Source organism: Chloroflexaceae bacterium (assembly GCA_025057155.1).
Classification (GTDB): Bacteria; Chloroflexota; Chloroflexia; order Chloroflexales; family Chloroflexaceae; genus JACAEO01.
This window is the reverse complement of record JANWYD010000016.1, coordinates 112,130-134,051: the sequence shown is the minus strand read 5'-3', so window position 1 is coordinate 134,051 and position 21,922 is coordinate 112,130. Positions and strand designations below refer to the sequence as shown.

General features: G+C 67.6%; 19 protein-coding genes. 1 reads left to right on the top strand and 18 read right to left on the bottom strand.

Annotated features, from left to right (window positions below; genetic code table 11):
- The 18 genes from NZU74_15225 to mftA form a co-directional block, all read right to left on the bottom strand.
- Nucleotides 1–246 (bottom strand): aldehyde ferredoxin oxidoreductase (locus tag NZU74_15225; GenBank protein ID MCS6882686.1); only part of this gene is annotated, 246 nt, incomplete at its 3' end.
- Nucleotides 247–377: 131 nt separating this feature from the next.
- Nucleotides 378–2,612, bottom strand: a complete 2,235-nt coding sequence (mftF, locus tag NZU74_15220; protein MCS6882685.1) for a mycofactocin biosynthesis glycosyltransferase MftF — start codon at nt 2,610–2,612, stop codon at nt 378–380.
- The gene (gene mftE / locus NZU74_15215) at nt 2,612–3,358 is read right to left on the bottom strand and encodes a mycofactocin biosynthesis peptidyl-dipeptidase MftE (protein MCS6882684.1); all 747 of its coding nucleotides are present in this window, start codon (nt 3,356–3,358) and stop codon (nt 2,612–2,614) included. Before mftE ends, mftF begins: the two co-directional genes overlap by 1 nt.
- 62 nt (nt 3,359–3,420) lie before the next feature.
- The gene (locus NZU74_15210; GenBank protein ID MCS6882683.1) at nt 3,421–4,278 is read right to left on the bottom strand and encodes a hypothetical protein; all 858 of its coding nucleotides are present in this window, start codon (nt 4,276–4,278) and stop codon (nt 3,421–3,423) included.
- 343 nt (nt 4,279–4,621) lie between these two features.
- Nucleotides 4,622–4,906 (bottom strand): hypothetical protein, encoded by a 285-nt coding sequence (locus NZU74_15205; protein MCS6882682.1) that lies wholly within the window; start codon nt 4,904–4,906, stop codon nt 4,622–4,624.
- Complete coding sequence (locus NZU74_15200) at nt 4,900–6,336, bottom strand: FAD-dependent oxidoreductase (protein ID MCS6882681.1); 1,437 nt, start codon at nt 6,334–6,336, stop codon at nt 4,900–4,902. The genes NZU74_15205 and NZU74_15200 overlap by 7 nt, the downstream gene beginning before the upstream one ends.
- A 10-nt stretch (nt 6,337–6,346) precedes the next feature.
- Nucleotides 6,347–7,384, bottom strand: coding sequence for an electron transfer flavoprotein subunit alpha/FixB family protein (locus NZU74_15195; protein MCS6882680.1), 1,038 nt, complete (start codon nt 7,382–7,384; stop codon nt 6,347–6,349).
- A 77-nt stretch (nt 7,385–7,461) separates the two neighbouring features.
- Nucleotides 7,462–9,420, bottom strand: coding sequence for a mycofactocin system FadH/OYE family oxidoreductase 2 (locus NZU74_15190; GenBank protein ID MCS6882679.1), 1,959 nt, complete (start codon nt 9,418–9,420; stop codon nt 7,462–7,464).
- Between the two features lies 1 nt (nt 9,421).
- Nucleotides 9,422–11,404, bottom strand: a complete 1,983-nt coding sequence (locus NZU74_15185) for a mycofactocin system FadH/OYE family oxidoreductase 2 (GenBank protein MCS6882678.1) — start codon at nt 11,402–11,404, stop codon at nt 9,422–9,424.
- 22 nt (nt 11,405–11,426) lie between these two features.
- Complete coding sequence (gene mftC / locus NZU74_15180; GenBank protein MCS6882677.1) at nt 11,427–12,479, bottom strand: mycofactocin radical SAM maturase; 1,053 nt, start codon at nt 12,477–12,479, stop codon at nt 11,427–11,429.
- A gap of 10 nt (nt 12,480–12,489) precedes the next feature.
- Nucleotides 12,490–13,431 carry a class I SAM-dependent methyltransferase gene (locus NZU74_15175; protein ID MCS6882676.1) on the bottom strand — a complete coding sequence of 314 codons (942 nt, stop codon included), beginning with the start codon at nt 13,429–13,431 and terminating at the stop codon, nt 12,490–12,492.
- A 2-nt stretch (nt 13,432–13,433) separates the two neighbouring features.
- Entirely contained in the window at nt 13,434–14,918 is a 1,485-nt protein-coding gene (locus NZU74_15170) for a VWA domain-containing protein (protein ID MCS6882675.1), read from the bottom strand.
- Nucleotides 14,919–15,135: 217 nt separating this feature from the next.
- Nucleotides 15,136–16,149, bottom strand: coding sequence for a MoxR family ATPase (locus NZU74_15165; protein MCS6882674.1), 1,014 nt, complete (start codon nt 16,147–16,149; stop codon nt 15,136–15,138).
- Nucleotides 16,150–16,341: 192 nt separating this feature from the next.
- A complete protein-coding gene (gene mdo / locus NZU74_15160; protein MCS6882673.1) occupies nt 16,342–17,613 on the bottom strand; it encodes an NDMA-dependent methanol dehydrogenase in 1,272 nt (423 codons plus the stop codon).
- A 506-nt stretch (nt 17,614–18,119) separates the two neighbouring features.
- Nucleotides 18,120–18,788, bottom strand: a complete 669-nt coding sequence (locus NZU74_15155; protein MCS6882672.1) for a response regulator transcription factor — start codon at nt 18,786–18,788, stop codon at nt 18,120–18,122.
- 26 nt (nt 18,789–18,814) lie between these two features.
- Nucleotides 18,815–19,135: a mycofactocin biosynthesis chaperone MftB gene (mftB, locus tag NZU74_15150; protein ID MCS6882671.1), complete on the bottom strand. Its 321-nt coding sequence runs from the start codon at nt 19,133–19,135 to the stop codon at nt 18,815–18,817.
- A 162-nt stretch (nt 19,136–19,297) separates the two neighbouring features.
- A complete protein-coding gene (locus tag NZU74_15145) occupies nt 19,298–20,116 on the bottom strand; it encodes a mycofactocin-coupled SDR family oxidoreductase (GenBank protein MCS6882670.1) in 819 nt (272 codons plus the stop codon).
- A gap of 98 nt (nt 20,117–20,214) precedes the next feature.
- Nucleotides 20,215–20,388 carry a mycofactocin precursor MftA gene (gene mftA, locus NZU74_15140; GenBank protein MCS6882669.1) on the bottom strand — a complete coding sequence of 58 codons (174 nt, stop codon included), beginning with the start codon at nt 20,386–20,388 and terminating at the stop codon, nt 20,215–20,217.
- 376 nt (nt 20,389–20,764) lie between these two features.
- Here mftA and NZU74_15135 point away from each other — a divergent pair, with 376 nt between their 5' ends.
- On the top strand, nt 20,765–21,913 hold the full coding sequence (locus NZU74_15135; protein ID MCS6882668.1) for an iron-containing alcohol dehydrogenase: 1,149 nt from the start codon (nt 20,765–20,767) through the stop codon (nt 21,911–21,913).
- Nucleotides 21,914–21,922 lie beyond the last annotated feature (9 nt).

Genomic DNA, 21,922 nt, shown 5'->3' with positions numbered 1-21,922 from the left:
GGTGACGATGGCCATGCGCCCGCTCATATTGGCTTCGGTGCCGGTGAGGGGGCCGTTCATAAAGCAGAGGAGGTTGTCGGGGCCGAGGGGGTCGACCTGGGGGCCGTTTTCGAGCAGGTAGCGGACGCCAAGGCCGCGGGCGCCGATGTACTTGCGGGCCCAGGCCTCCGGAATGCCGCGGTACTCCACCGTGCCGGCGGAGAGGTCCACGTGGGCGATGCGATTGGCGAAGCCGCCGAGGGTCATAGGTGCCTCCTTGTGCTAGCGGTAGACGATTGCAGTGCGACAGGGTTTCCACCGAATCAAGAGCGGCAGCGCAACCTTCAAGGTTGCGTCCACGGGGGTAAACCAGCCTGTAAAAAAGATTTGTGCCATCCTTACACCAGAGCCGGCGCCAGGGGGCGCAGGGTGCGACGCTCCCGGCAGCCGCGCCAGACGCCAAGCTGGTAGGCGCCAAGTTCCAGCCAGTACAATCCAATGAACAACGGCAGGCTGAGCCGCGGGCGCAGGCGGTAGTAGTCGAGCGTCGGCGGGGTAAGACACAGCAGCAGCAGCGCCGGCAGCAAGGGGCGCCAGAGCAGGGCCAGGGCCAGCAGGGGCAGGCTGTAGTAGCGGGTGACATTGGCCCCCAGGTGGTAGAACGCGGCCCGATGTTGCAGCAGCACCGCGGCGCTCACCCGGCCCCAGGGCAGGCTTACGCCGTGCCGCCGCAGTTCGCGCTGCTTGCGCCCGACTTCCCGCGCCAGGGCCACGGCAATGCCGGCGCCGAGCAACCCGGCCAGGGCCGGGGCGCTCCAGACGGCGATCAGGGCCGCCAGGAACGCCAGGGCCATCCGCGGGAGGGCCATGGTGCGCCGGCCCGCGGGGTGGCGCCGTTGCAGGTCGGCCTCCGAGGAGGCGTAGTCGGCGCGGCGGCGCAGCAGCGCCCCCAGGCGCACGCGGTGGTGATGCACCACCGCGGCCTCGGCCACGTAGCGCGCCCGCGCGCCCGTGGCCAGCGCCCGCCAGATCAGGTCAACGTCCTCCCCCAGGCGCATCGCCGGGTCGAACCCGCCGACGCGCAGTAACAGACTACGCCGGATAACGAGATTGCACGAGGGCATGTAGGTGATCGTTTCGCCGGGGCCGACCGGCCCGCTGACCGGCCCCATGTCCAGCGGCGAGCGCGCGGCCTCGAAGGCCGCCACCGGCCCCTCCGGCGGAGGGGCCAGCACTCGCCCGCCCGCGATCTCCACCCCCGGCTCGTCGAGCGCAGCCACCAGGGTGCGCAGCCAGTCGGGGGCGGCGACGCAGTCGTTGTCGAGAAAGGCCAGCACCTCGCCGCGGGCCAGTTCCGCCGCGTGGTTGCGGGCCGCCGACTGGCCAATGTTCTGGTCCTGGCGCAGCAGGCGAATAGGCAGCCCGGCCAGGGCCGGGGCCAGCGGCGGATCGGAGGCGTCGTCAACCACGATCACCTCCAGCAGTTCCGCGGGGTAGTCCTGGGCCAGCAGCGACTCCACGCAGGCGCGGGTGGCCTCCGGGCGGCCGTGGGCCGGGACGATCGCCGTGACGGCGGGCAGGCGCTGCGGCGGCGGGACGTGTTTGATGAGCACGCGCCGCCGGGCCAGGGCGTCGAGGAAGGCCGTTGTTTCGGGGAGCGACAACTCGGGATGCGCGGCCACCAGTTCCAGGGCGGTGCTGCCACCGTTGAGGGCGGCAAGGGTGGCGAAAGCCTGCCGGTTGAGACGCAGCGCCACCAGGGGCCGCAGGGAGAGCAGCGTGCCGCCCGCCGCGTCGGGGCGCAGTTCCAAACCCTGGTTGAGCCGGTAGCGCGGGCCTTCGCCGCGCCGCAGCAGCAGGCGGATGTTGCCGCCTTGCTCGATGCGGCTGCCCTCGCCTTCCAGCCAGAGACCGGCGGTTTCCAGGTGGCGCAGAAGGGTGGCCGGCCGGCGCCAGAGGTGCATGGGATGGTTCGGATCGGCGTTGCCGGGCAGATGGATGAAGAGGGTGCCGCCGGGCCGCAGAGCCGCGGCCAGGGCCGCCAGCGTCGCGCCTGGATCGGGCAGGTGCTCAAAGACATCCACCGCGCTGATAAAGTCGAAGGCCGCGGCGGGCAGATCCGGCGGGCCGGGGGGCAGGTCAATGACCCGCACCGGCAGGCCGCGCCGGGCGAAGCGCCAGCGGGCATACTCGTTCAGGCGCGGGTTGATGTCCGCCAGGGTCACTTCCAGGCCGTGGCGAGCCAGCACCAGCCCCAGCGAGCCGATGCCGCCGCCGAAGTCGAGCGCGCTGCGGGCGTGGCGGGCCAGGGCCGCCTCCAGGGCCTCGACCTGCACCAGGGCGCTGTCGTCCTCCACCAGGGCGTGCCACCAGGTCAGGTCGTAGAGGTAAGCGTCACCGTGGCGGTAGAAGTCGGTGATAGCTGCCGGAGTAGTCGGAGCCTGCTCACGCCAGGCGCGCGCCAGTTCACCGGCGGCCCGGCGGCAGCGAGCCTCCACCGCGTCCACCGGCAGCTCGAGGAACGCGGCCAGTTCGGCCACCAGGCTGCGGGCCAGGTCGGGCTGCCCGGGAAGGATCAGCGCGGCGGCCCAGCGCTGGCGGCGGTCACTCTGAATAGTCGCAGACGGCGTCATCACGCGAGCAGTTCCTTTGCCAGCGCGCCGGCCCGGGCCTCCAGATAGCGCGCGCCACGGTCGGCGCGGGCGCGCGCCGGGTCGCCGAGCACGCCGTTGGGCGTCACCGCCTTGAGGCCCAGGCGTTGCAGCGTTTCCACAATCGTTGCCATATCGCCGCGGTACCCGGCCTCGGCGGCCTCACGGCGCACCAGGTCGGGGCGCAGCCAGAGCACTTCCGAGGTTTCGCCTTCCCCGGCATGAAGACCGAACTCCTCGGGCGCGATCCCCTCGTCGGCAGCGACAGCCAGGACCGCCTCGTCGGGCGCGAGGGTCTCCGCAGGCAGCCAGACGCGCAGGGCGGGCAGTTCGCGGCGCAGGCGTTCGGCAGCCAGGGCCAGGGCCTGCCCGTTGCCGCCATGGGCCGAGACGATCGCCAGCCGGGTGACGCCCCAGGCAGCCACGCGCCGCGCGCAATCCACGATCACGGCGGCGAGCGTGGCGGCGTCGAGGCTCAAGAGGCCGGGAAAGCCCGCGTGCTCGTCCGAGCAGCCGATGGGCAGGACCGGGGCCACCAGCGCCCCCGGCAGCCGCGCCGCCAGGCGCCGGGCCAGGGCCTCGGCGCGGAGCGTATCCGTGCCCAGGGGCAGGTGTGGACCGTGCTGCTCGGTGGCCCCCAGGGGCAGAATCACGGTATCGGCCCCCTCGGCCACAGCACGGGCCACCTCGGGCCAGGTCAGATGGGCCAGGTTAGACTGATATGCCATGGATGTAGACATGGGTCATTCTGTGGGGCAATTCTCAGAATTGCCCCACACAGGATTACAGATTAAATGAAACCCCTTTCTCTAAGGAACTCGACCACCACATCGGCCATCTGATCAGGAGGACCTTCCAGCACCTTGCCGGATTTACGGGTCACCCCGGCGGAGATGATCTGGGCGATGCGCTCGTGGGCCGGGCGGGTGCTGTCAGGGGTGAAGATCGGGCGCGTGCGCGGGCGCGGCGGGGTCACCATACGCGCGGTCGGGGCAGGGAAGGCCAGGTCGGACGGTTCCAGCGCCAGGTCGTCCAGATCGCTGACAGGGATGGCGGCGCGCTCGGCGCGCATCAGCCCGGTGAGGCTGGCGTGGCGCAGGCGAGCGATGCCCGCTTCGACCGCCAGGACGGCTGGCAGGCGCACCTCCAGTTCCTCGCGCGCTCCGCGGTCGAGGCGGCGCTGCACCCGCGCCACGTCTCCCTCGAGGGTGATGCGGGTGACATCGCACACCACCGGCCAGTCGAGAAACTCGGCGAGCAAGGCCGGAACCTGGCCGCTGCCATGGTCGCTGCTGCGGGCGCCGCAGAGCACCAGGTCGGGGGTCTCGCCGCGTTGCAGCGCCGCGGCCAGGAGCAGGGCGGTCTGCGCCGGGGACTGGAGGGGCAGGAACGGCGCCCAGAGCCGCCGCGCCTCCGCTGCGCCAGCGGCGAGGGCCTGGCGCAATACTGCGTCGGCGGCGGGCGGGCCGACGCACAGCGCGCTGACGTGGCCCTCTGCGCCGGCCAGACGCAGGGCCACTTCCAGGGCCGCTGTGTCGGCGGGGCCGGCAATGTAGAGCAAACGGCGCGTGTCGAGCGCCGCGGTCAGCGGATCAACCTCGACTGTGGCCGGATCGGGCACGTGTTTCAAACAGACGGCGATGCGCATTGTATCAATTCCCATTGATGAGACCGCGTGGCATCCCTGGTCCGTAAAGTGCGTTCCCCGGCGTTTCCGCCCCCCTCCCAGGGAGGGGCCGGGCGCCCTCCCCCGGCGGAGGAGGGTTGGGGAGGGGGCGGAGGTTTAGCAAAAGACTTTGTTTACAGACCAATCATCGTTAGCCCTGCTGGCGCATCCGGCAAGTCCTGCTGCACGAAAGGGCCGGGAGGCGGGTTTCTGGGAGGGCCCAGCCCTCCCGGACCCTCCCATTCGAAAACTTGCTGGATGCACCACCTGGTTGGAACGCCACATGCGGCAATCCAAAATCTAAAATCCAAAATCCAAAATCGCCTCACGCTTCCCGGAAGGTGACCCCATAGCCGCCCCGCGGGTACGACCACTGGATGGCCCCTTCCTGATTACAGGCGATGTAGCAGGTTCCGCACTCGAAGCACTCCTCATAGTTGAAGAGAATGCCCCCATCGTCCAGCGGCACGAAGAGATTGGCCGGGCAGACATACACACAGGCCCGCACGGAGCAATTGTTGCACACCGCCGCGTTGACCACGATGTGCGGCCGGTCGTCCACCTTGAAGCGCACCGTGCGCATCCGTTCTTCCAGAGGAATGCTCACCATCCGAATGACCTCCCTGCTTGCCAGGCATCCTGGAGCACGTGCATGGGCGAGATATTGGCGCGACGGAGCGTATCGAGGGCGATGGGCAGAATCTTGCGTTTAGGACCGCCGTTGACGCGGAAGACCTGCTCGGCGGCGGCGGCGATGATTTCCGGGTAGCGATTTTGCAGCCGCGGGCTGTTGACCAGCCCCGGAGCGTGGCGATAATTGGCGAAATCGGTGAGGACGTGGCGCGCGCGCAGGCGTTCGACGTAGCGGGCCAGCGAACGGGCCGAAAAGTCACGTTCCTGGTGGGCGATCACGGCGGTCTCACCGGCGGCGATGCCCGACTGGATGGCGTAGTTGATGCCTTCCAGGTACAGCCCGGCCACGAAGCACAGCGCCGCCGCGTCGCCCGCCACCAGCATGCCGCCGGTGTAGAGCTTCGGCAGCATGTTCCAGCCCGCTTCGGGGATGATATGGGCCGAGTACTCGCGCACCCTGCCCCCCCTTACCAGCGGGGCCACCGAAGGGTGGCGCTTGAAGGTCTCCAGCAACTCGTAGGGCCGGCGCTTATGCTCGGCCAGGGAGGAGATCTGCCCGATGACGCCAAGGGAGAGGCTGTCGCGGTTGGTGTAGAGAAAAGCGCCGCCGCTCACTTCCTCGGTGATGGCCCCGATGTACTCGATGGCCAGGCCGTCGTTGTCGTGGAGATGAAACCGCTCGCGAATGACGTGCTCGTCGAGGGCCAGCACCTCCTTGACGCCAAGCGACATCTCGTGGGCGTGGAACTCGCGTTGCAGGCCGGCATGCTTGGCCAGGAAGGAATTGGCGCCATCGCAGGCAATCACCACGTTGGCGCGCAGGTCGCCCTCGTCGCGGCGCACGCGCACCCCCACCACCTGATCGTCCTCCCAGAGCGCCTCGTCCACCACGGCGGCGTTGAGCAGAAAGGCGCCCGCGGCGACGGCCTGGTCGGCGAACCAGCGGTCGAACTTCGGGCGCAGGATGCTGAAGCCGTTGTAGGGCGGCTCGGCGAAGCGGGTGGTGCGAAAGTCAATCGCCACCGAGGTGTCGGCGGTCATAAAGGCCAGCACGCGGCGGGTCAGGTAGCGTTCGACGGGAGCCTGTTCCCACCAGTTGGGGATCAGTTCGTGCAGGATGGCGCTGCCGTAGAAGGCCGCTCCGGAGACGTTTTTTGAGCCGGGGTACTCGCCGCGTTCCAGCAGCAGCACCTTCAGCCCGGCGCGGGCGGCCACCAGGGCGGCGGCGCTGCCGGCCGGCCCCGCGCCAACGACGATGACATCGAAATGCTCGGCGCCCGGACGCGGCGCGTTGCGCCGGGGCCGGGGTTGCGGCGCGCCGTGCAGAGTGACGCCGTTCTGCATGCCGATCAGGCGGTGCACCCGCCGCACCAGCGCCAGTGAAGCCTCTTTGCTCAGCAAAGCCATAGCGTATCCTTCAAGCCGCTACCTGGCGGTTGTGGTCGTTGTCCGCAGTATCGTGCTGTCGTTCGGATGTCAGGCGTTCCAGCAGGGCGGGAATGAGCTGGCGCACGTCGGCCACGATGCCCAGGTCGGCCAGGCCGAAGATGGGCGCGGTGCGGTCAATGTTGACGGCGATCACCGTTTCGCTGCCGTTCATGCCCGAGGTGTGCTGGCTGGCCCCGGAGATGCCCAGGGCCAGGTAGAGCTTTGGCGCGACGATCTTGCCGGTGGTGCCGATGAAGCGATCGGTCGGCAGCCAGCCCCGGTCAGAGATGACGCGCGTGCCGCCCACTGCCGCGCGTAGCCGGTCGCCCAGCTCCCAGAGTTGCGCCACACCTTCCGGACCGCCCAGCCCCAGGCCGCCGGCGACGATGCGCTCGGCCTCGCGCAGGTCAACCGTGCGCGGGTCGGCGGGGATGATGCGCACGGGCCGGTCGCGGAGGCGGGCGGTGTCAATGGCGGGATGAACGTGGCTCACCTGGGGGCGCCGGCGCACGTCGCCCCGCCCGATGCCGCGGGCGTTGGGCGCCAGGGTGGCGCAGATGACCGCCGCTCCAGGGCAGACCATATGCTCATGGCGCGCCCCGCCGTAGGTGGGGCGCACGAACACAAGCTCGGCGCCGTCCTGGCGCACTTCGAGGCAGTGGCTCACCAGGGGGGCGTGGAGGCGCAGCGCCAGCCGGGGCAGCCAGGCGCGCATGTGGCTAGTGTCGGGGGCCAGGAGCAGCAGGCCGCCGTAGGAGCGGTGGCTCAGGGGCCGGATGACCGGCTCCAGCGCCGCCAGCCAGGCATCGGCGCTGGCCCGGGCCAGGGCCTCGTGTTCGATCAAGGTCACCTCGTCGGCCCCGTGCGCCGCGAGGGTGGCCGCCTGTTCCTCCAGGTCGGCGCCCGGCAGCAGCGCTCGCACCCGCAGGTCGCGGGCGACGGCCAGATCGCGGGCCTCCTCGACGCACTCCAGTGAGGGCCGCGTCACCGCGCCGTGCTCGGTCTCGGCGATTACCACGATTTGCATAGATGCTCCCTGTCAACGCATCACGACCGGATGGTACGCGGTAGGGCCAAAGCAGTGGCGGAGCCGCTGCTTCGGCCCTACAATGCCCGTCCCACACGCTCGCCCTCGATGATCGCCGCATGGGCCCGGCGCGGGGCCAGGGCGTCGCCGATGCGATGCAGTTCCGGCACGCGCCCCTTCAGCGCGAAGTACAGCCCGGCGTCGGCGCGCCGCTGCACCGCCAGCACGATGGTGTCCACCGGGGCGAAGGTGATAAGCTGCCCGCTGTAGTTGTGCACCGCTGTGACCACCCCGTTGGCGGCGTTGAGCACCGAGACGTTGGGCGTGCAGACGATGTTGAGCCGCCGGGCGCGGCGGTACCAGTTTTCGAGGTCCAGGGTGATGCCGAGGTCCTGGCCCACGTAGAGCGTCGGCGTAACAATTTCCACCTGGCAGCCCTGCTCGGCCAGGTATTCGGCCACGCTGGTGGCCTCGTGGAAGCCCAGACGGTCAATGATCATGACCCGCCTGCCCGCCCTGACCCGCCCGGCGAGAATGTCGGTCACGTCGGCCACTTCGGGGCCATCGGCGCCGGGGAAGGCGTTGCGGTCGGGCGTGGAGCCGGTGGCGATCACCACCGCGTCGGGCTGCCCGGCCAGCACCATCTCGGCGTCGGCAGTCACCCCGGTATGCACGCTTACATCGAGCTGGTGCAGTTCGTGGAGCAGGTTGCGCACCAGGTCGCCGAACTCGGCCCGGTTGGTCACCTTGACCGCCAGATTGACCTGGCCGCCCAGCTCTGGCTGCCGTTCGTAGAGGGTGACGCGATGGCCGCGCCGGGCGGCGATGACGGCGGCCTTGAGACCCGCCGGCCCGCCGCCGACCACGGTCACCCGTTTGGGGCGCGGCGCGGGCTTGAGGGTGCCGATGCCCAGCTCCTTCTCGCGGCCGGTCGCGGGCGTCTCGATGCAGCCCATCCAGCGGTTCAGCCCCATGCGCCCGACGCACTCCTGGTTGCACGAGAGGCACAGGCGGATGTCCTCGACGCGATTCTCGCGCGACTTGCGGGCGAACTCAGGGTCGGCGATCTGGGCGCGCACGATCCCCACCAGGTCGGCGTGACCCTCCTGCAACACCCGCTCGGCCTGGATGGGGTCCTTGATGCGCCCCACGCCAATGACCGGGAGCCGCACCGCCTTGCGGATAGCCGAGGAGATGAACAAAGCGTAGCCCGGCGGGATGTGCATCGAGGCTTCAATCATGTAGAGGGTATGGGTCGCGGTGCCGATGCTGGTGTTGATGTAGTCAATCAGCCCGTCGGCCTCCAGGATGCGCGCCGCGGCGACAGCCTCGTCGAGCACGATGCCGTCGCGGATCAGCTCGTCGCCGCAGAGGCGCACGCCGAGCACGTAGTCGCGCCCGACGCGGGCGCGAATGGCGGCGATGATCTCGCGTAGCAGGCGCATACGCTGCTCCAGCCCGCCGCCGTAGCCGTCGGTGCGCAGGTTGTTGTGGCGCGAGAGGAACTGGCGCACGATCGAGGAGTGGGAGCATTGCAGCTCCACCCCGTCGAAGCCGCCAAGCCGGGTATGGTAGGCCACCTGGGCGTACCCGGCGATGATCTCCTGAATATCTTCCAGTTCGACCGCCTTGGGCACCTCGCGGAACATCGGGTCGGCCACCGACGAGGGCGCCCAGACCGGCAGACGGGTGAACATGCCGCTGCTCTGGCCGCCGTTGTGGTTGATCTGGGCCAGGATGGGGGTGCCCTCGGCGTGAACGGCGGCGGTGATCTGCCGGTAGCCGGGGATGACCGCCGGGTTGAAGGCGTGGATCAATTTTTCGTAGGGATGATCGGTGGGGTGGGTGGAGTGCTCCTCGGTAATGATCAGCCCCGCCCCGCCGCGCGCCCGTTCGCGGTAGTAGTACACGTGGCGCTCGGAGGGCATATACCCTTCGGCGTAGTTGGTGAGGTGCGCCGAGAAGACAATTCGATTGTTGAGCGTCAGGCTGCCGACCTTGATCGGCGTGAAGAGCAGACGGGCGCCCTGGTTCATCTCACACCGCCCTTCCAGCGCGATAGCCCTCGAGGATGGCCTGCCCGATCCGTCGCGGGGCCACGCAGTCGCCCGCGCGGTACAGAGCGGGCATGCCCTCGCTGCCGAACCCCGCTTCCTTCAGGGTGAAGTACAGGGTCTCATCAGGCCGGTCGTAGGTCACGTCAACGATCAGGTCCACCTGCTCGATGCGCTCCTCCTCGCGGCTGAAGCGATCAACCATGATCAGCGTCCGGTTGGTGACGCGCACGGCCTCGCGCTGGGGATGGAAGACCACCCCTTTGCTCCAGGCCCGCTGGTTCCAGGCGGTCAGCTCCTGGGTGGCGGTGAGACGCTGGCCGCAGAACATGTCGCGGGTGACGATCTCGACCTTCCAGCCTTTCTGCACCAGCCACTCGGCCACGGCCATGCCGTCGTGGTCGCCGATCTCATCGAGCACCACAGCCTTGCCGGTGGGGGGCAGGGGCGCGCCGCCGAGCACGTCGCGCTCGTTGAGCACCGGCACGCTATTGTCAAAATCCACGCCGGGATAGAGCACCGGCACGCCGCCGACGGCGACGATCACCGCGTCGGGCATCTCTGCGCGCACGGTCTCGAAGGTGGCCGTCACGCCGAGCTTGATCGTCACGCCGAGCTTGCGGATCTGCGCTTCAAGCCACTGGCCGATCAACTCCAGGCGCTTGCGGCCCGGTTCGGCGGAGGCCAGAAGCAGCGCGCCCCCCAGGATCTCGTTCTGCTCGTAGAGGGTCACGCGGTGGCCGCGCAGGGCGGCGACGCGGGCGGCCTCCATCCCCGCCGGGCCGCCGCCGATGACCATCACCCGCTTCGGGCGCACCGCCGGGGGCAGGGTGGCGAACTCGGCGTGGGCCTCGTGGCCCGCGGCGGGATTGATCGAACAGCTCAGACGCGGGTTTTGCACGCTCTGCACCACGCAATCCTGGTTGCAGAGGATGCACTGGCGCACGTCCTCGGCGCGCCCCTCGCGCACCTTGCGCGGCAGATCGGGATCGGCGATCAGGGCGCGGGTCATCTTCACCGCGTCGGCCCGGCCCTCCACCAGCACCATCGCCGCCTGCCGCGGGTCCACGATGCTGCCCTGGGCGAAGACGGGGATGCGCACGGCCTCCTTGATCTCGGCGGCCAGGTGCAGGGCGTAGCCGGGAGGCATGTACAGCCCGGCGCGGATCAGGTGCGGGGTGTAGATGCTGCCGCTGGTGACGCTGAGGTAGTCAATCTGCTGTTCGCTGCTGAGGATGCGGGCGATCTCGGCGGCGTCGCCGGGCTTGATGCCCGCCCAGGGGGCGTGCTCGTCGCCGCTGAGGCGCAGGCCCACCACCACCTCGTCGCCGACAGCGCGGCGCACCGCGGCGATCACCTCGCGGGCGAAGCGCAGGCGGTTCTCCAGCGGGCCGCCGTACTCATCCTGGCGCTGGTTGGTCAGGGGGGAGAGGAACTGGCGCACCAGGCTCTCCGGTCCGGCGTTGATCTCCACCCCGTCGAGACCGCCCTCGATGGCGTAGCGCGCCGCCGTGGCGAAGCCATCAATTACCGCGGCGATGTCCTCCGGCTCCATCTCCTTGGGGACCTCGCGGCTGTTGACATCGGGGACGGGCGAGGGCGCCCAGAGGGCCGCCTGGGAGTAGTGGCTGGTGCCCTGCATGCCGCTGTGGGTGAGTTGAGCCAGCACCACCGGGCCGTAGGGGCGCAGGGCGTCGGCGATCATCCGGTAGGTGGGCACAATGCGCTCATCGTAGCCAAAGATCGCATACTCGTAGGGCCAGTCGGAGGGATGCACCACGCTGCCCTCGAGGATGATCACCCCCGCGCCGCCGCGGGCGCGCGCCGTGTAGTAGGCGGCGTGACGCGAGTCGAAGCAATTGTGGCGCGCAAAGTTGGTCTGGTGCGCAGCGAAGACGATCCGCGAGGGCGCAGTTTTCCGTCCCAGGCGCAAGGGTTGGAACAACGGGGCGAAGAGTTCAGCCATGGTCTCCTCATTTCCAGAAGCGCTACCACTGCTGCAGAGGGATCACGCCCCTGCGCAGCGCCGCCGTATCGCCGCCGAAGATGCAGTCGGGATCGGGGGCGTCGAGCGAGCGCCCGGTGAAGTGTTTGACCGCCATGCAGCCGCCGTGACACAGGGCGTAGGCGTTGCACTGCCGGCACGCGCCGCCCACCTGCCACTGCCGCAGGTGAGCGAAGAGCGGGGCGTGCCGCCAGATATGGGTGAAGCCCCCCGGCGCGCGCACATTGCCCGCCGAAAACTCCGGCGCCAGCACGAAGGGACAGGCATAGACCTCGCCCACCGGGTCTACGCAGCAGACGATGCGCCCGGCGCCGCACATGTTCAGGCCGTCAATCGGCGTGCCGTAGGCCGAGAGGTGGAAGAATGAATCGCCGGTCATCACATCGGGGTGGGCCAGCAGCCATTCGTAGAGGGCGCGGTTCTGGGCATGGGTCGGGCGCATGCGCTCCCACACCGCTGCGCCGCGTCCGGAGGGTCGCAGGCGGGTGACGCGCAGGTGCGCGCCGTAGCGCCGGGCCAGGGCGTAGAGGTCGTCGAGTTGATGGGCGTTCTGGCGAGTGAAGATGGTGTTGATTTTGAAGGGAAAGCCCTCAGCCGCCAGCAGTTCCATAGCCCGCAGCGCCCGCCGGAAGGCCCCCGTGCCGCGCACCGGGTCGTTGGTCTCGGCGGTGGCGCCATCGAGGCTGATCTGCAGGTCCAGGTAGTCGCGGGCGGCGATCCAGGCGGCGGCAGCGGCATCAATCAAGGTGCCGTTGGTGCTGAACTTCACCCCGATGCCCCGTTCCAGGCAGTAGTCCATCAACTCAAAGAAATCGGGCCGGCTCATCGGCTCGCCGCCGCCCACATTGACATAAAACACCTTCATTGCCGCCCACTCGTCAATCAGGGCGCGCGCCTCGGCGGTGCTCAGCTCCCCCGCATGGGGCCGGCCCGACGACGATAGGCAATGGACGCAGCGCAGGTTGCAGCCGTAGGTCAGTTCCCAGGTGAGACAGATCGGTGCATCCAGGCCCTGGCGGAAGATTTCATAGCTCATAGTGATCCTTTCACCGGTCTGCCACCAGCCAGCAGCCATGCAATTCAAAGGTCTGGAAGCGGCCCCCAAGTTCGCGGCCCAGGATCGCCAGGCGTTCGGTGGTGAAGGTCTGGCGGTGGCCGAAGCGCGGATCGGGCTGCTCTTCGAGGGGCACGGTCACGATCAGGCGCCGCGCGGTAAGCTGCCAGAGGGCGCGCAGGGCAGTCAGGGTTTGCGCTGGCGTCAGGTGTTCCAGCACGTGCACGCAGGTCACCGTGTCGAAGCACCCCAGGCGCGCCAGGTCGTCGCCGAGCAGATCGGCGACAGCGAAGCGGACGTTGGCCAGCCCGGCGCGCCGGGCATAGGCGTTGGCGAAGCCGACCAGGGCGGCGTCGAGGTCGCAGCCGACAATGGTGTCCGGCGGACCGCCCCGGCTTGCCATGAGCAGGGGCAGGAAGCCGAAACAGGTCCCGGCGTCGAGCAGGCTCGCTCCACGGGCCAGGTCCATCAACCTGCGGTAGATCACCGCGAAGGGGCCGATAAAATCAGCGGCGGGCTGGTCGCTCTGCATGGCCCGTTCCAGGGCGGCCAGGGAGTTGACATAAAACCGATGCCAGGCGCGGCGCTCGTCGCCGTCCATCGAGCGCACAATGGCCCCGACGCATTGCTCAAAGAGCGTCTGCTGGTCGTGGACGAAGGGGTCATCGGCGGACGATGGCTCCGGCAGGCGCCCGCGGGCGACGCTCAGCAGGGGCAGCAGTTCGTTAGCCACATAGAAGCCGAGGTTGTTGTCAATCTGCTCAGGGCGGAAGGTATGCACCACTACCAGTTCCGGGCCGGCGGCCGGGGTATGGGGGGCCGGTTCCAGGCGGTACACTGTAAAATGCTGGCTGCCGGCCGTGGCAGGAAGGTTCCTGGCCAGGCAGGCGGTGAGGGCGGCGTGGCGCCAGGGTGACAGGACCAGGGGGATCATGGCTATCTCCGGTTGGCAAACGAGCTACGCACCAGGCTCTCGGCCACGCGCCCCAACTGGTCGAGGTTGCGCACCACTTCGACCTTGTGGCAGATCGGCGCATACGTGGGCATGTCCGACGCGCCGATGTGCCAGCTCCCGCGCGACTCGGGGGTCAGCCAGATCACCTGTTTGCAGCGCCGGCGCAACTCTTCCAGGATCCAGGCATTGGGCGGGTTGCGATTGCCGCGCCCATCCCCCAGGATGATCAGCGTGGTGCGGCTGGTGGCCGCCGAGCGGTAGCGCTCGTAAAAGATCTCCAGCGCCCGGCCGTAATTGCTGTTCTCTTCGGTATTGATAATCTCGCCACTGAAGACGCGATCGATCGTCTCCTCGAGGCTGGAGCGTTCGATCTCGGCGCTGATTTCGGCCAGATCACTCACAAAGACAAAGCTGCGCACCCGGCTGAAGAGCGATTGCAGGCTGTAGACCAGGTGGAGCATAAAGCGCGCCGTGGTGCGCACCGACAGGCTGACGTCGCAGATCACCGTCAGGCGCGGGCGCTCCTCGCGCTGGTTGGAGAGCACGGGGAAGAAGGGCACCCCGTCGTACTTCAGATTGCCGCGAATGGTGCGCGAAACGTTGATCCGCCCGCGCCGGTTGGCGGTTTTGCGGTAGGAGAGCGCGCCGCGCATCTGCCGGCCCAGGCGGCGGATGATCTCGTCCATCTGGCGGCGCTCGTGGTCGTTGAAGCGGTAAGTGCGCCGCGTGGCGCGGGGCGGAGCCGCGGCGGGGTCGCGGGCGCGATGCAGGGCGGCGTCGCGAACGCGGTAGCGCCGCAGCAACTCTGGCAGCCGGGTGAGGCCCCCGGCAAGCCGGGCCTCCAGTTGCTCCAGCAGGGCCTCGTCCACTTCGAGCGCGCGCAGGTCGGCGAGCAGGGCCTCCACTGCGCCGCCGAGATCGATCTCCTCGCCGGGGTCGCCCGTGCTCAGTTCTCCTCCGGCGGGCATACCGGGGTTGTGCCGGGCGTTGACGTGGAAGGTCGGCTTGTAGCCGTTCTGGCCGGCGTCTTTGCGCTGCTGGAGGAGCAGATGCTGCCCGAAGAGCGAGAGATCCACCCCTTTGTACTCTGGCGTCACCGGGGCGCGAGTGGTGCGATCCGTCTCCATCTCGACCGGAGCAAGCTCCGCCCGCGCCCCCTCCGGCGTGGGAACGGTTGCGCCGCCCGCGTCGGGCAGGAGCGTGGAGCCGGCGCCGGACCGCTCCTCCGGCGAGCCGTCCTCAGCGGGGGCCGGCAGGCTGAAGTACAGGTCGAACAACCGGTCGAATTCGGCGATGGCCTGGCACTGCTTCACCAGCGTGCTGCGCAGCACCACGCGCACCGTCTCGCGGTCGTCAATCCCCGCCAGGGCCAGCCCCTGGAGGGCGTCTATCGCCTCGGCGGGCGAAACGGCGATGCCGTGGCGTTTCAGCAGCGCGACGAAGCGCGTGATCGGGACGTCCATCATACCGAATACTCCGGTCTGGCTCGAACACATCAGGTGCTACTCGCGGCCCGGCCCCCCTCCTAACCTCCCCCCGCTGGGGGGAGGCGCCGGACTCCCTCCCCCGGCGGGGGAGGGTCGGGGTGGGGGCCTAAGAGCTTAGAAGAGAAGGAGCCTCAAGCTTCAACTGAGACACCATAGACGGCAATCCAAGATCCCAAATCCCCAATCCGAAATCGCATTACTCCTCCCGGCGGGAGCTGAAATAGGCCCGTTCGTTGATGCGGTAGCGTTCCTGCTGCTCGCGCAGATCCATGTTGTCGAAGGTTGGCCGCGCGGCGCCGGGGGCGCCATCGAGCAATACGGGTAGCTGGGCGCTCACCTGCTGCACATCGCGGTCGTACTTGAGGATCAGTTGCAGCGTCTCTTCGACCAGTTCGCGGCTCAGTTGCTCGGCGTTGAGCAGCACCAGGGCCTGGGCCCAGTCCAGGGTCTCGCTGATGCTGGGGGCCTTGCGCAGATCCATGGCGCGGATGCGGCGGATCAGGCTCACTACCTGGCGGGCCAGGCTCTCGCGCAGCTCCGGCACCTTGAGGCGAATAATCTCCAGTTCGCGCTCTTCGTCGGGATAGCCGATCGCCAGATGCAGGCAGCGCCGTTTCAGCGCGTCGCTCAACTCGCGGGTGTTGTTGCCGGTGATGCACACCAGCGGCGGGTGCCGGGCGACGATGGTGCCGATTTCCGGCACCGTCACCTGGAAGTCGCTCAGCACCTCCAGTAAGAATGCCTCAAACTGCTCCTCGGCGCGGTCAATCTCATCAATCAGCAGCACCACCGGCTCCGGCGACGCGATCGCCTGAAGGATCGGGCGGCGCACCATGAAGTGTTCCGAGAAGAAGACATCCTCGTGCTGGCGCAGGTACTCCACGGCGGCGCGCAGGTCCTCCATTTCGGCGAAGAGGCTGCCGATCTTCTCGCGCAGGATCTGCGTGTAGAGCAACTGCTTGCCGTATTCCCACTCATACAATGCCCGGGCCTCGTCCAGCCCCTCGTAGCATTGCAGGCGGATGAGCCTGCGATTGAGCGCCCGCGCCACCGTCTTGGCCAGTTCGGTCTTACCGACTCCCGCCGGCCCCTCGATCAGCACCGGCTTGTTCATCTTGAGGGCGAGGAAGATCACCGTCGCCAGCTTGCGGTCGCAGATGTAGCGCTGCTGGCGCAGGAGGGTCACCACCTGGTCAATGGTTTCAAACACTGGCGTCTGCTCCGTGTGCTGAAGGGCGGCGATGGAACCTGTTACGATTTTGGATTTTGGATTGCCGTATCTGGCGTCCCGATGAGACCTGGCGATAATGGGCATGCACTCTCTATCAACAGGAACTGGTATGCCAGGGTGAGGGGAGGCGGGAGGGGCCAGGCCCTTCCCGCGCTCCCCGGAGGATGCCGCCTAGTAGTACGACTCGCGCATAGCGTGGGCCACTACCGGCCAGACTGACTCGTAGGTCACTTCGCGCGGGTTGCCGGGGGTCGAGCCGTCGCCGAGAACGTGCTTGGAGACGCGGTCTACGTCGTTGTCATCGCCGACGATGCGCGGGCCGCACCACTTCTCGTAGATGCCCTTGCCCAGGCGCGACTTGCTGTACTCGCCGATGCTCTTGAAGTTCGGCGGAATGCCCACGTCCTTGGCCAGGCGGATGGCGGCCTCGACCGCGCGCTCGGCAGCCGACACGTCGCTCAGCCCGTCCACCTTCTCGCCCATGGCGCGGGCGATGTCGCGGTAGCGCCGGTAGTTCGACGGCAGGTTGAACTCCCAGACCCGCGGCAGGGCGATGGCATTGTTCAGGCCGTGGTGCGTGTCGTAGTAAGCGCTGACGGCGTGGGAGATCGAGTGAATGATGCCCAGGCCGCCGCTATTGAAGGCCTGCGCGCCGATGTACTGCGCCCAGACCATGTTGGTCCAGGCCTCGAAGTTGTTGCGGTTGGCGACCACTTCGCGCAGATTCTGGGCCACCAGCTCGATGCACTTCAGGGCGCTGCCGAGGCTGGCGGGGAAGTCGAGGCGCGAGACATACGGCTCCGAGCCGTGGGCCAGCACGTCGAAGCCACAGAAGGCGGTCAGATCCTGCGGCATCGTCTTGAACACATAAGGGTCGTTGATCCCCAGGGTGACGATGCAGCTGTCGTCGAAGCCCAGCCACTTGCGCGGGGCGCGCTCGGAGGTGGTGTCGGTGATCACGAAAGCCCAGCTCGTCTCCGATCCGGTGCCGGCGGTGGTGTTGATGGCGATGTGGGGCGGGTTCTTCTGGCGGTCGGGGTCCGACTTGTTGAAACCGTCGAACTCATTGATGTGACGCCCATCGTGGGCGACCACCAGACGCGCGCCCTTGGTCGCGTCGGTCACGCTCCCGCCGCCGACGGAAACGAAGCTATCGCACTTCTCGCGCATGAAGAGGTCAGCGGCCTCCATGCAGTTATAGTCCTTGGGGTTCGACTCGACCTTATCGTAGATCACCACATCAATGCCCTGGTAGCGGAGCTTGCCCGCGACGTCCTCCACCAGGTCGGTGCCGCGGATGCCCGAGGTCATCAGCAGGGTGCGCTTGAAGCCGAGCTTCTTCGCCTCGACGCCAACCATCTCATAAGCCCCCGGACCGATCAGCGCGCGTGGGAACGGGTGGAACTCCTTAATCGGGAACTGCCAGAGCTTGTGCGCTTCCATTCGTCTTGACTCCTTTGTTCAAGCGGCGGTGGGCAAGGCCAGGCGCCCGCCCGGACACCCCCTCATCGGGATCTCGCCAGATCTGGCTTGCGAACCGGTCTCTCCGCACGGAGAGACCGAACCCCGGCGCCGGGTGTTATCGAACCAGCTCCCGCTGGCCAGACGGGAGAGCATAATACACATCCCTGGGAAACTCGATCCCCAACGGCTATGTGGCGCAACCTTGCGTTATAAGGTCGAGGTCGTGGAATTGCGAACGCTTAACAGGGCGGTTAGAGTATAGTTAATAGTGAAAAGTTTTGCCTACTGCCATATGGCAGGTATTTTACGTCGAAATCTATTTCGCACCGCGTCATAATTACTGCTTCCAGCATATGCGGAAACCAGGGCGCCCCGCCGGTCTTTTCGGAAGCGGTCGCGGCTGAGAAGGCGCGCCCCTCCGGAATCGCCCCATCCTCACGTCTCATCAAGACGCCATAAAAGGCAATCCAAAATCCAAAATCGCATCACTCATCGGCCATACGCAGCAACCCCATCTCAACGGCCCGCACGGCGGCGTGGGTGCGCCCGCTGACGTGCAATTTGGCGATTATCTGCTCAACATACGCCTTCACGGTGCCGCGACTGAGGGCCAGATCGTTGGCAATCTCAGCGTTGGTCTTGCCCCGCGCCAGCAGGCGCAGAACATCCAGTTCGCGCGGGGTCAGCGTCTCCGGAACAGGCGGCGTGGGGCTGTAGATCTGGTTGAGGCGCGACGCCTCATCAGGCGCGCTGATCAACGTCTGGCCCTGGCGCACCTGGCGCACCGCCTCGACCAGGGCGGCGCGGCTGATGTTCTTGAGCAGCCAGCCGTCCAGCCCGTAGCGGGCCATGCGCGCCTGATCCAGCCGCTCGCCGAGGGGCGAAAGGACGATCACCCGCGTTCCCAGCGGCCTGATCCGCCGCGCTGCTTCGATCCCTCCAAGCACGGGCATGCGTTCATCAAGGATGGCCACATCGGGTCGCAGCCGGACGCACAGGTCCACCACCTCCTGACCATCGCTCGCCACCCCCACGACGCTCATATCCGGCTCGGCCTTCAACACCGTACACAACCCGATGCGCACCAGTTCAAAGTCATCGGCGATGACGATGCGCGTCGGGGTGTTCGCCTGGTGAGGATCGGCGTCTTCCATGGCAGCCCTCTCCCGCTCAGCGGCGATCAGGCCAGCGCGCTCCTTGCCGTAACGGCGGACGGAGCAGGTGGTTGGGAGTCCTCCGCTGTGATCCTGACGATCACGCCCAGGCTCTCGAGCTGCGCCAGGGCGCGGATGTAGCGTCCACGGGCCGGCTCGGGCGCGCCTATCGCCTCGAGCGCCGCGCCCAGGGTCACGTTGCCGTCCAGGATGTTCAACAGGCCAACCAGCTCGGGCGCGTGCAGAAAGTATAACCGGCGGTTGTCATACCGGTAGATCAACCCGCCGAAGCGCTCGGCCCGCAGGGCGGCGTATGGCGCGAGCCGGTAGATCGCGGTCAGTTCCATCGGCTGCCTGCCTCTTCGCCGGCTACAGCATTTCTCGCCTGCCCTGAACAGAGGCTTCCCGACCATCCGTGACCGGTAGGATGCAATACCGCAAAGGCTGGCATCACTACCAGGAACACGTTGCACCGTCGCGCCTCTGCATCAACCTTTCTGAGAAATGCTCTAGGCCGGGCACTTGATCATCTGGCCCGCGTCAACTTTAAGCTCCAGGCCGGTAACGTAGCGCGCCTCGTCGGAGACCAGCCACAGGGCGGCATTGGCGATGTCCTGCGGGTCTACCAGGGCCACGGGCAACAGATTGTCCTCGCGTAGCTGGTCAACCAGTTCCTGGCGGAGCATGCCGGCGGCGCGGGCCATCCCGGCAATCAGCGGCGTATCCACTCCCGTCGGATGAATGGTATTAACCGTAATGCCGGCGTGGGCCACTTCTATCGCCAGGCTGCGCGCCAGGCCCACCACGCCCCACTTCGCCGCGCAGTAATGGGCCAGCCCGGCCATCCCCTTCAGCCCCGCCACCGACGAGGTGATCACGATGCGCCCGCCCTTCCCGCGCTCCAGCATGTGGGGCACCACATACTTGATTGCCAGCCAGGCGCCCTTCAGGTTGACATCGAGCATGATGTCCCACCACTCCTCGGTGATGTCCCAGGTCATGGCCATATCGGCGACGCCAGCGTTGCAGATCAGGATGTCAATGTGCCCGAAGGCGTCAATGGTCTGTTGCACCGCCGCCTCCATCTCGGCGGCGCTGCGCACATCGGCGATCAGGCTCAGACAGCGGCGGCCCAGGGCGCGCACCTCCGCCGCCGTCACCTCCAGATCCTCAGGGGTTGCCAGGTGGTAGCGCGGGTACGGCAGATCGCGGCAGATGTCCAGGGCCGCGATGTCGGCCCCTGCGCGGGCCAGGGTCAGGGCATGCGCCCGCCCCTGACCGCGGGCCGCGCCGGTGATCAGAGCAACTTTACCTTCGAGTCGCTGCATCGTATCGCACCAGTTTCTTCTGCGCTGCACGGTATGAGATGAGGATGCTTCTGGGAGGGCGCAGCCCTCCCGAATTCTTTCGACGACCCGTTCGCGCCTCAATACACGCCACACATCCCGTCAATGCTCACTTCTTCGACCACCAGTTCGGCCAGGATCTCCGGCGCGTCCACGTCCGCCAGGGGCGTCTCAAGCCCGTCAACCGCATCAGCCTCCGCCAGGATCTCCGCGCCTGCTTCCAACTCCTCCAGGGCGGTCGGGGAGCCTTCCATACGAACCTCCTTCGCTCGTGCGCCACGCGATACACTACGCCCGCCGGCGCCGCATCGGATCACGCTGCATTTGTGGTAGATCTGGGTAGTCTGGACTGTAGCAGATACGCTGCCCCTCTGTCACCCACTGACCGTGCAAACCTTTCCTCAACGACCGGTGAGAATATCCCCCTGTCCAACTAGACAGGGGAAGGGAAAAAACCTATAATCCAGGTTATACCCGGTCAACCCAGGCAACTCAGGGAGCAGGCGCGGCGTCGCGCGCACGCGATCGTGTTGGACGCTTTCGATTGGGGGGAAACTCCCAGGGTCAGGTCTCCCGGTGACGAACGGGAGCTGATCCGCCCCGGCACATCGCCCGGCCAGGACGGCTTGTATGCAGGTTTGCAAGTTTACCCTTCCCGAAATTATTGTAGGTTGCGGCGTGCTTGAGCAGGCGGGCAAGGCTGCGCGGCGGCTCGGCGCCACCCGGGTGCTGGTGGTCAGCGATCCCGGCATCATCGCCGCCGGCTGGCTCGAACAGATGCTTCCGGTTATCGAGCAAGAGGGCCTTGATTTTGCGATCTGGACCGGGGTGACTCCCAATCCCAAGGACCACGAGGTCGAAGCGGGGGCCGCCTTCTACCGGGCGCAACGCTGCGACGCGCTGGTGGCCCTTGGCGGCGGCAGTTGCATTGACGCCGCCAAGGGCATCGCGGTGCTCAGCACTAACGGCGGTCGCATCCACGACTACGAGGGCATTGACCGCATCACCCGGCCGCTGCCGCCGATGGTCGCTATTCCCACCACCGCTGGCACCGGGGCCGATGTTTCCCAGTTCGCGGTGATTACCGACACCCGCCGGCGCATCAAGATGACGCTGATCAGCAAGTCGCTCATCCCCGATATCTCGCTCACTGACCCGCTGTTGCTCACCACCAAGGATGCCTGGCTTACCGCCAGCACCGGCATGGATGCTCTGACCCACGGCATCGAGTCCTACGTCTCCCTCGCGGCCACCTTTCTCACCGAAGTTCACTCCCTGCGTGCCATCTCCCTTGCCGTCGCCGGGCTGCGGCGCTCCGTCGCCAGCCAGACCGATCTGGAGGCGAAGGAGATCATGGCCCGCAGCAGCCTCCACGCCGGCATGGCCTTCTCCAACGCCATCCTGGGGGCAACCCACGCCATGGCCCACCAGGTCGGCGGGTTGCTCGACCAGCCCCACGGCGAACTGAACGCCATTCTGCTGCCGACGGTGATGGAGTACAACCTGCCCGCCTGTCCGGAGCGTTATGCGACCATTGCCGAGGCCATGGGGCTGCCCGTCGCGGGCCTGACGCCGATGGAGGCCGGAGCCATGGCCATCGAGGCCGTGCGCGCCCTGATCGCCGATGTGGGGCTGACCAAGCGCCTGTCTGACCTCGGCGTGCGGGAGCAGGACCTGCCCACCCTGAGCGCCAATGCCATGCACGATGCCTGCATGGCCACCAACCCGCGCGAGGCGAGCGTCGAGGCGGTGATGCAGTTGTTCTACGCGGCAATGTGAGGTCGTGGT

Excerpts from the sequence above, each read along its gene's own strand:
- mftF (MCS6882685.1), bottom strand. The coding sequence starts at position 2,612 with ATGACGCCGTCTGCGACTATTCAGAGTGACCGCCGCCAGCGCTGGGCC.
- mftE (MCS6882684.1), bottom strand. The coding sequence starts at position 3,358 with ATGGCATATCAGTCTAACCTGGCCCATCTGACCTGGCCCGAGGTGGCC.
- NZU74_15210 (MCS6882683.1), bottom strand. The coding sequence starts at position 4,278 with ATGCGCATCGCCGTCTGTTTGAAACACGTGCCCGATCCGGCCACAGTC.
- NZU74_15205 (MCS6882682.1), bottom strand. The coding sequence starts at position 4,906 with ATGGTGAGCATTCCTCTGGAAGAACGGATGCGCACGGTGCGCTTCAAG.
- NZU74_15200 (MCS6882681.1), bottom strand. The coding sequence starts at position 6,336 with ATGGCTTTGCTGAGCAAAGAGGCTTCACTGGCGCTGGTGCGGCGGGTG.
- NZU74_15195 (MCS6882680.1), bottom strand. The coding sequence starts at position 7,384 with ATGCAAATCGTGGTAATCGCCGAGACCGAGCACGGCGCGGTGACGCGG.
- NZU74_15190 (MCS6882679.1), bottom strand. The coding sequence starts at position 9,420 with ATGAACCAGGGCGCCCGTCTGCTCTTCACGCCGATCAAGGTCGGCAGC.
- NZU74_15185 (MCS6882678.1), bottom strand. The coding sequence starts at position 11,404 with ATGGCTGAACTCTTCGCCCCGTTGTTCCAACCCTTGCGCCTGGGACGG.
- mftC (MCS6882677.1), bottom strand. The coding sequence starts at position 12,479 with ATGAGCTATGAAATCTTCCGCCAGGGCCTGGATGCACCGATCTGTCTC.
- NZU74_15175 (MCS6882676.1), bottom strand. The coding sequence starts at position 13,431 with ATGATCCCCCTGGTCCTGTCACCCTGGCGCCACGCCGCCCTCACCGCC.
- NZU74_15170 (MCS6882675.1), bottom strand. The coding sequence starts at position 14,918 with ATGATGGACGTCCCGATCACGCGCTTCGTCGCGCTGCTGAAACGCCAC.
- mdo (MCS6882673.1), bottom strand. The coding sequence starts at position 17,613 with ATGGAAGCGCACAAGCTCTGGCAGTTCCCGATTAAGGAGTTCCACCCG.
- NZU74_15155 (MCS6882672.1), bottom strand. The coding sequence starts at position 18,788 with ATGGAAGACGCCGATCCTCACCAGGCGAACACCCCGACGCGCATCGTC.
- mftB (MCS6882671.1), bottom strand. The coding sequence starts at position 19,135 with ATGGAACTGACCGCGATCTACCGGCTCGCGCCATACGCCGCCCTGCGG.
- NZU74_15145 (MCS6882670.1), bottom strand. The coding sequence starts at position 20,116 with ATGCAGCGACTCGAAGGTAAAGTTGCTCTGATCACCGGCGCGGCCCGC.
- mftA (MCS6882669.1), bottom strand. The coding sequence starts at position 20,388 with ATGGAAGGCTCCCCGACCGCCCTGGAGGAGTTGGAAGCAGGCGCGGAG.
- NZU74_15135 (MCS6882668.1), top strand. The coding sequence starts at position 20,765 with ATGCAGGTTTGCAAGTTTACCCTTCCCGAAATTATTGTAGGTTGCGGC.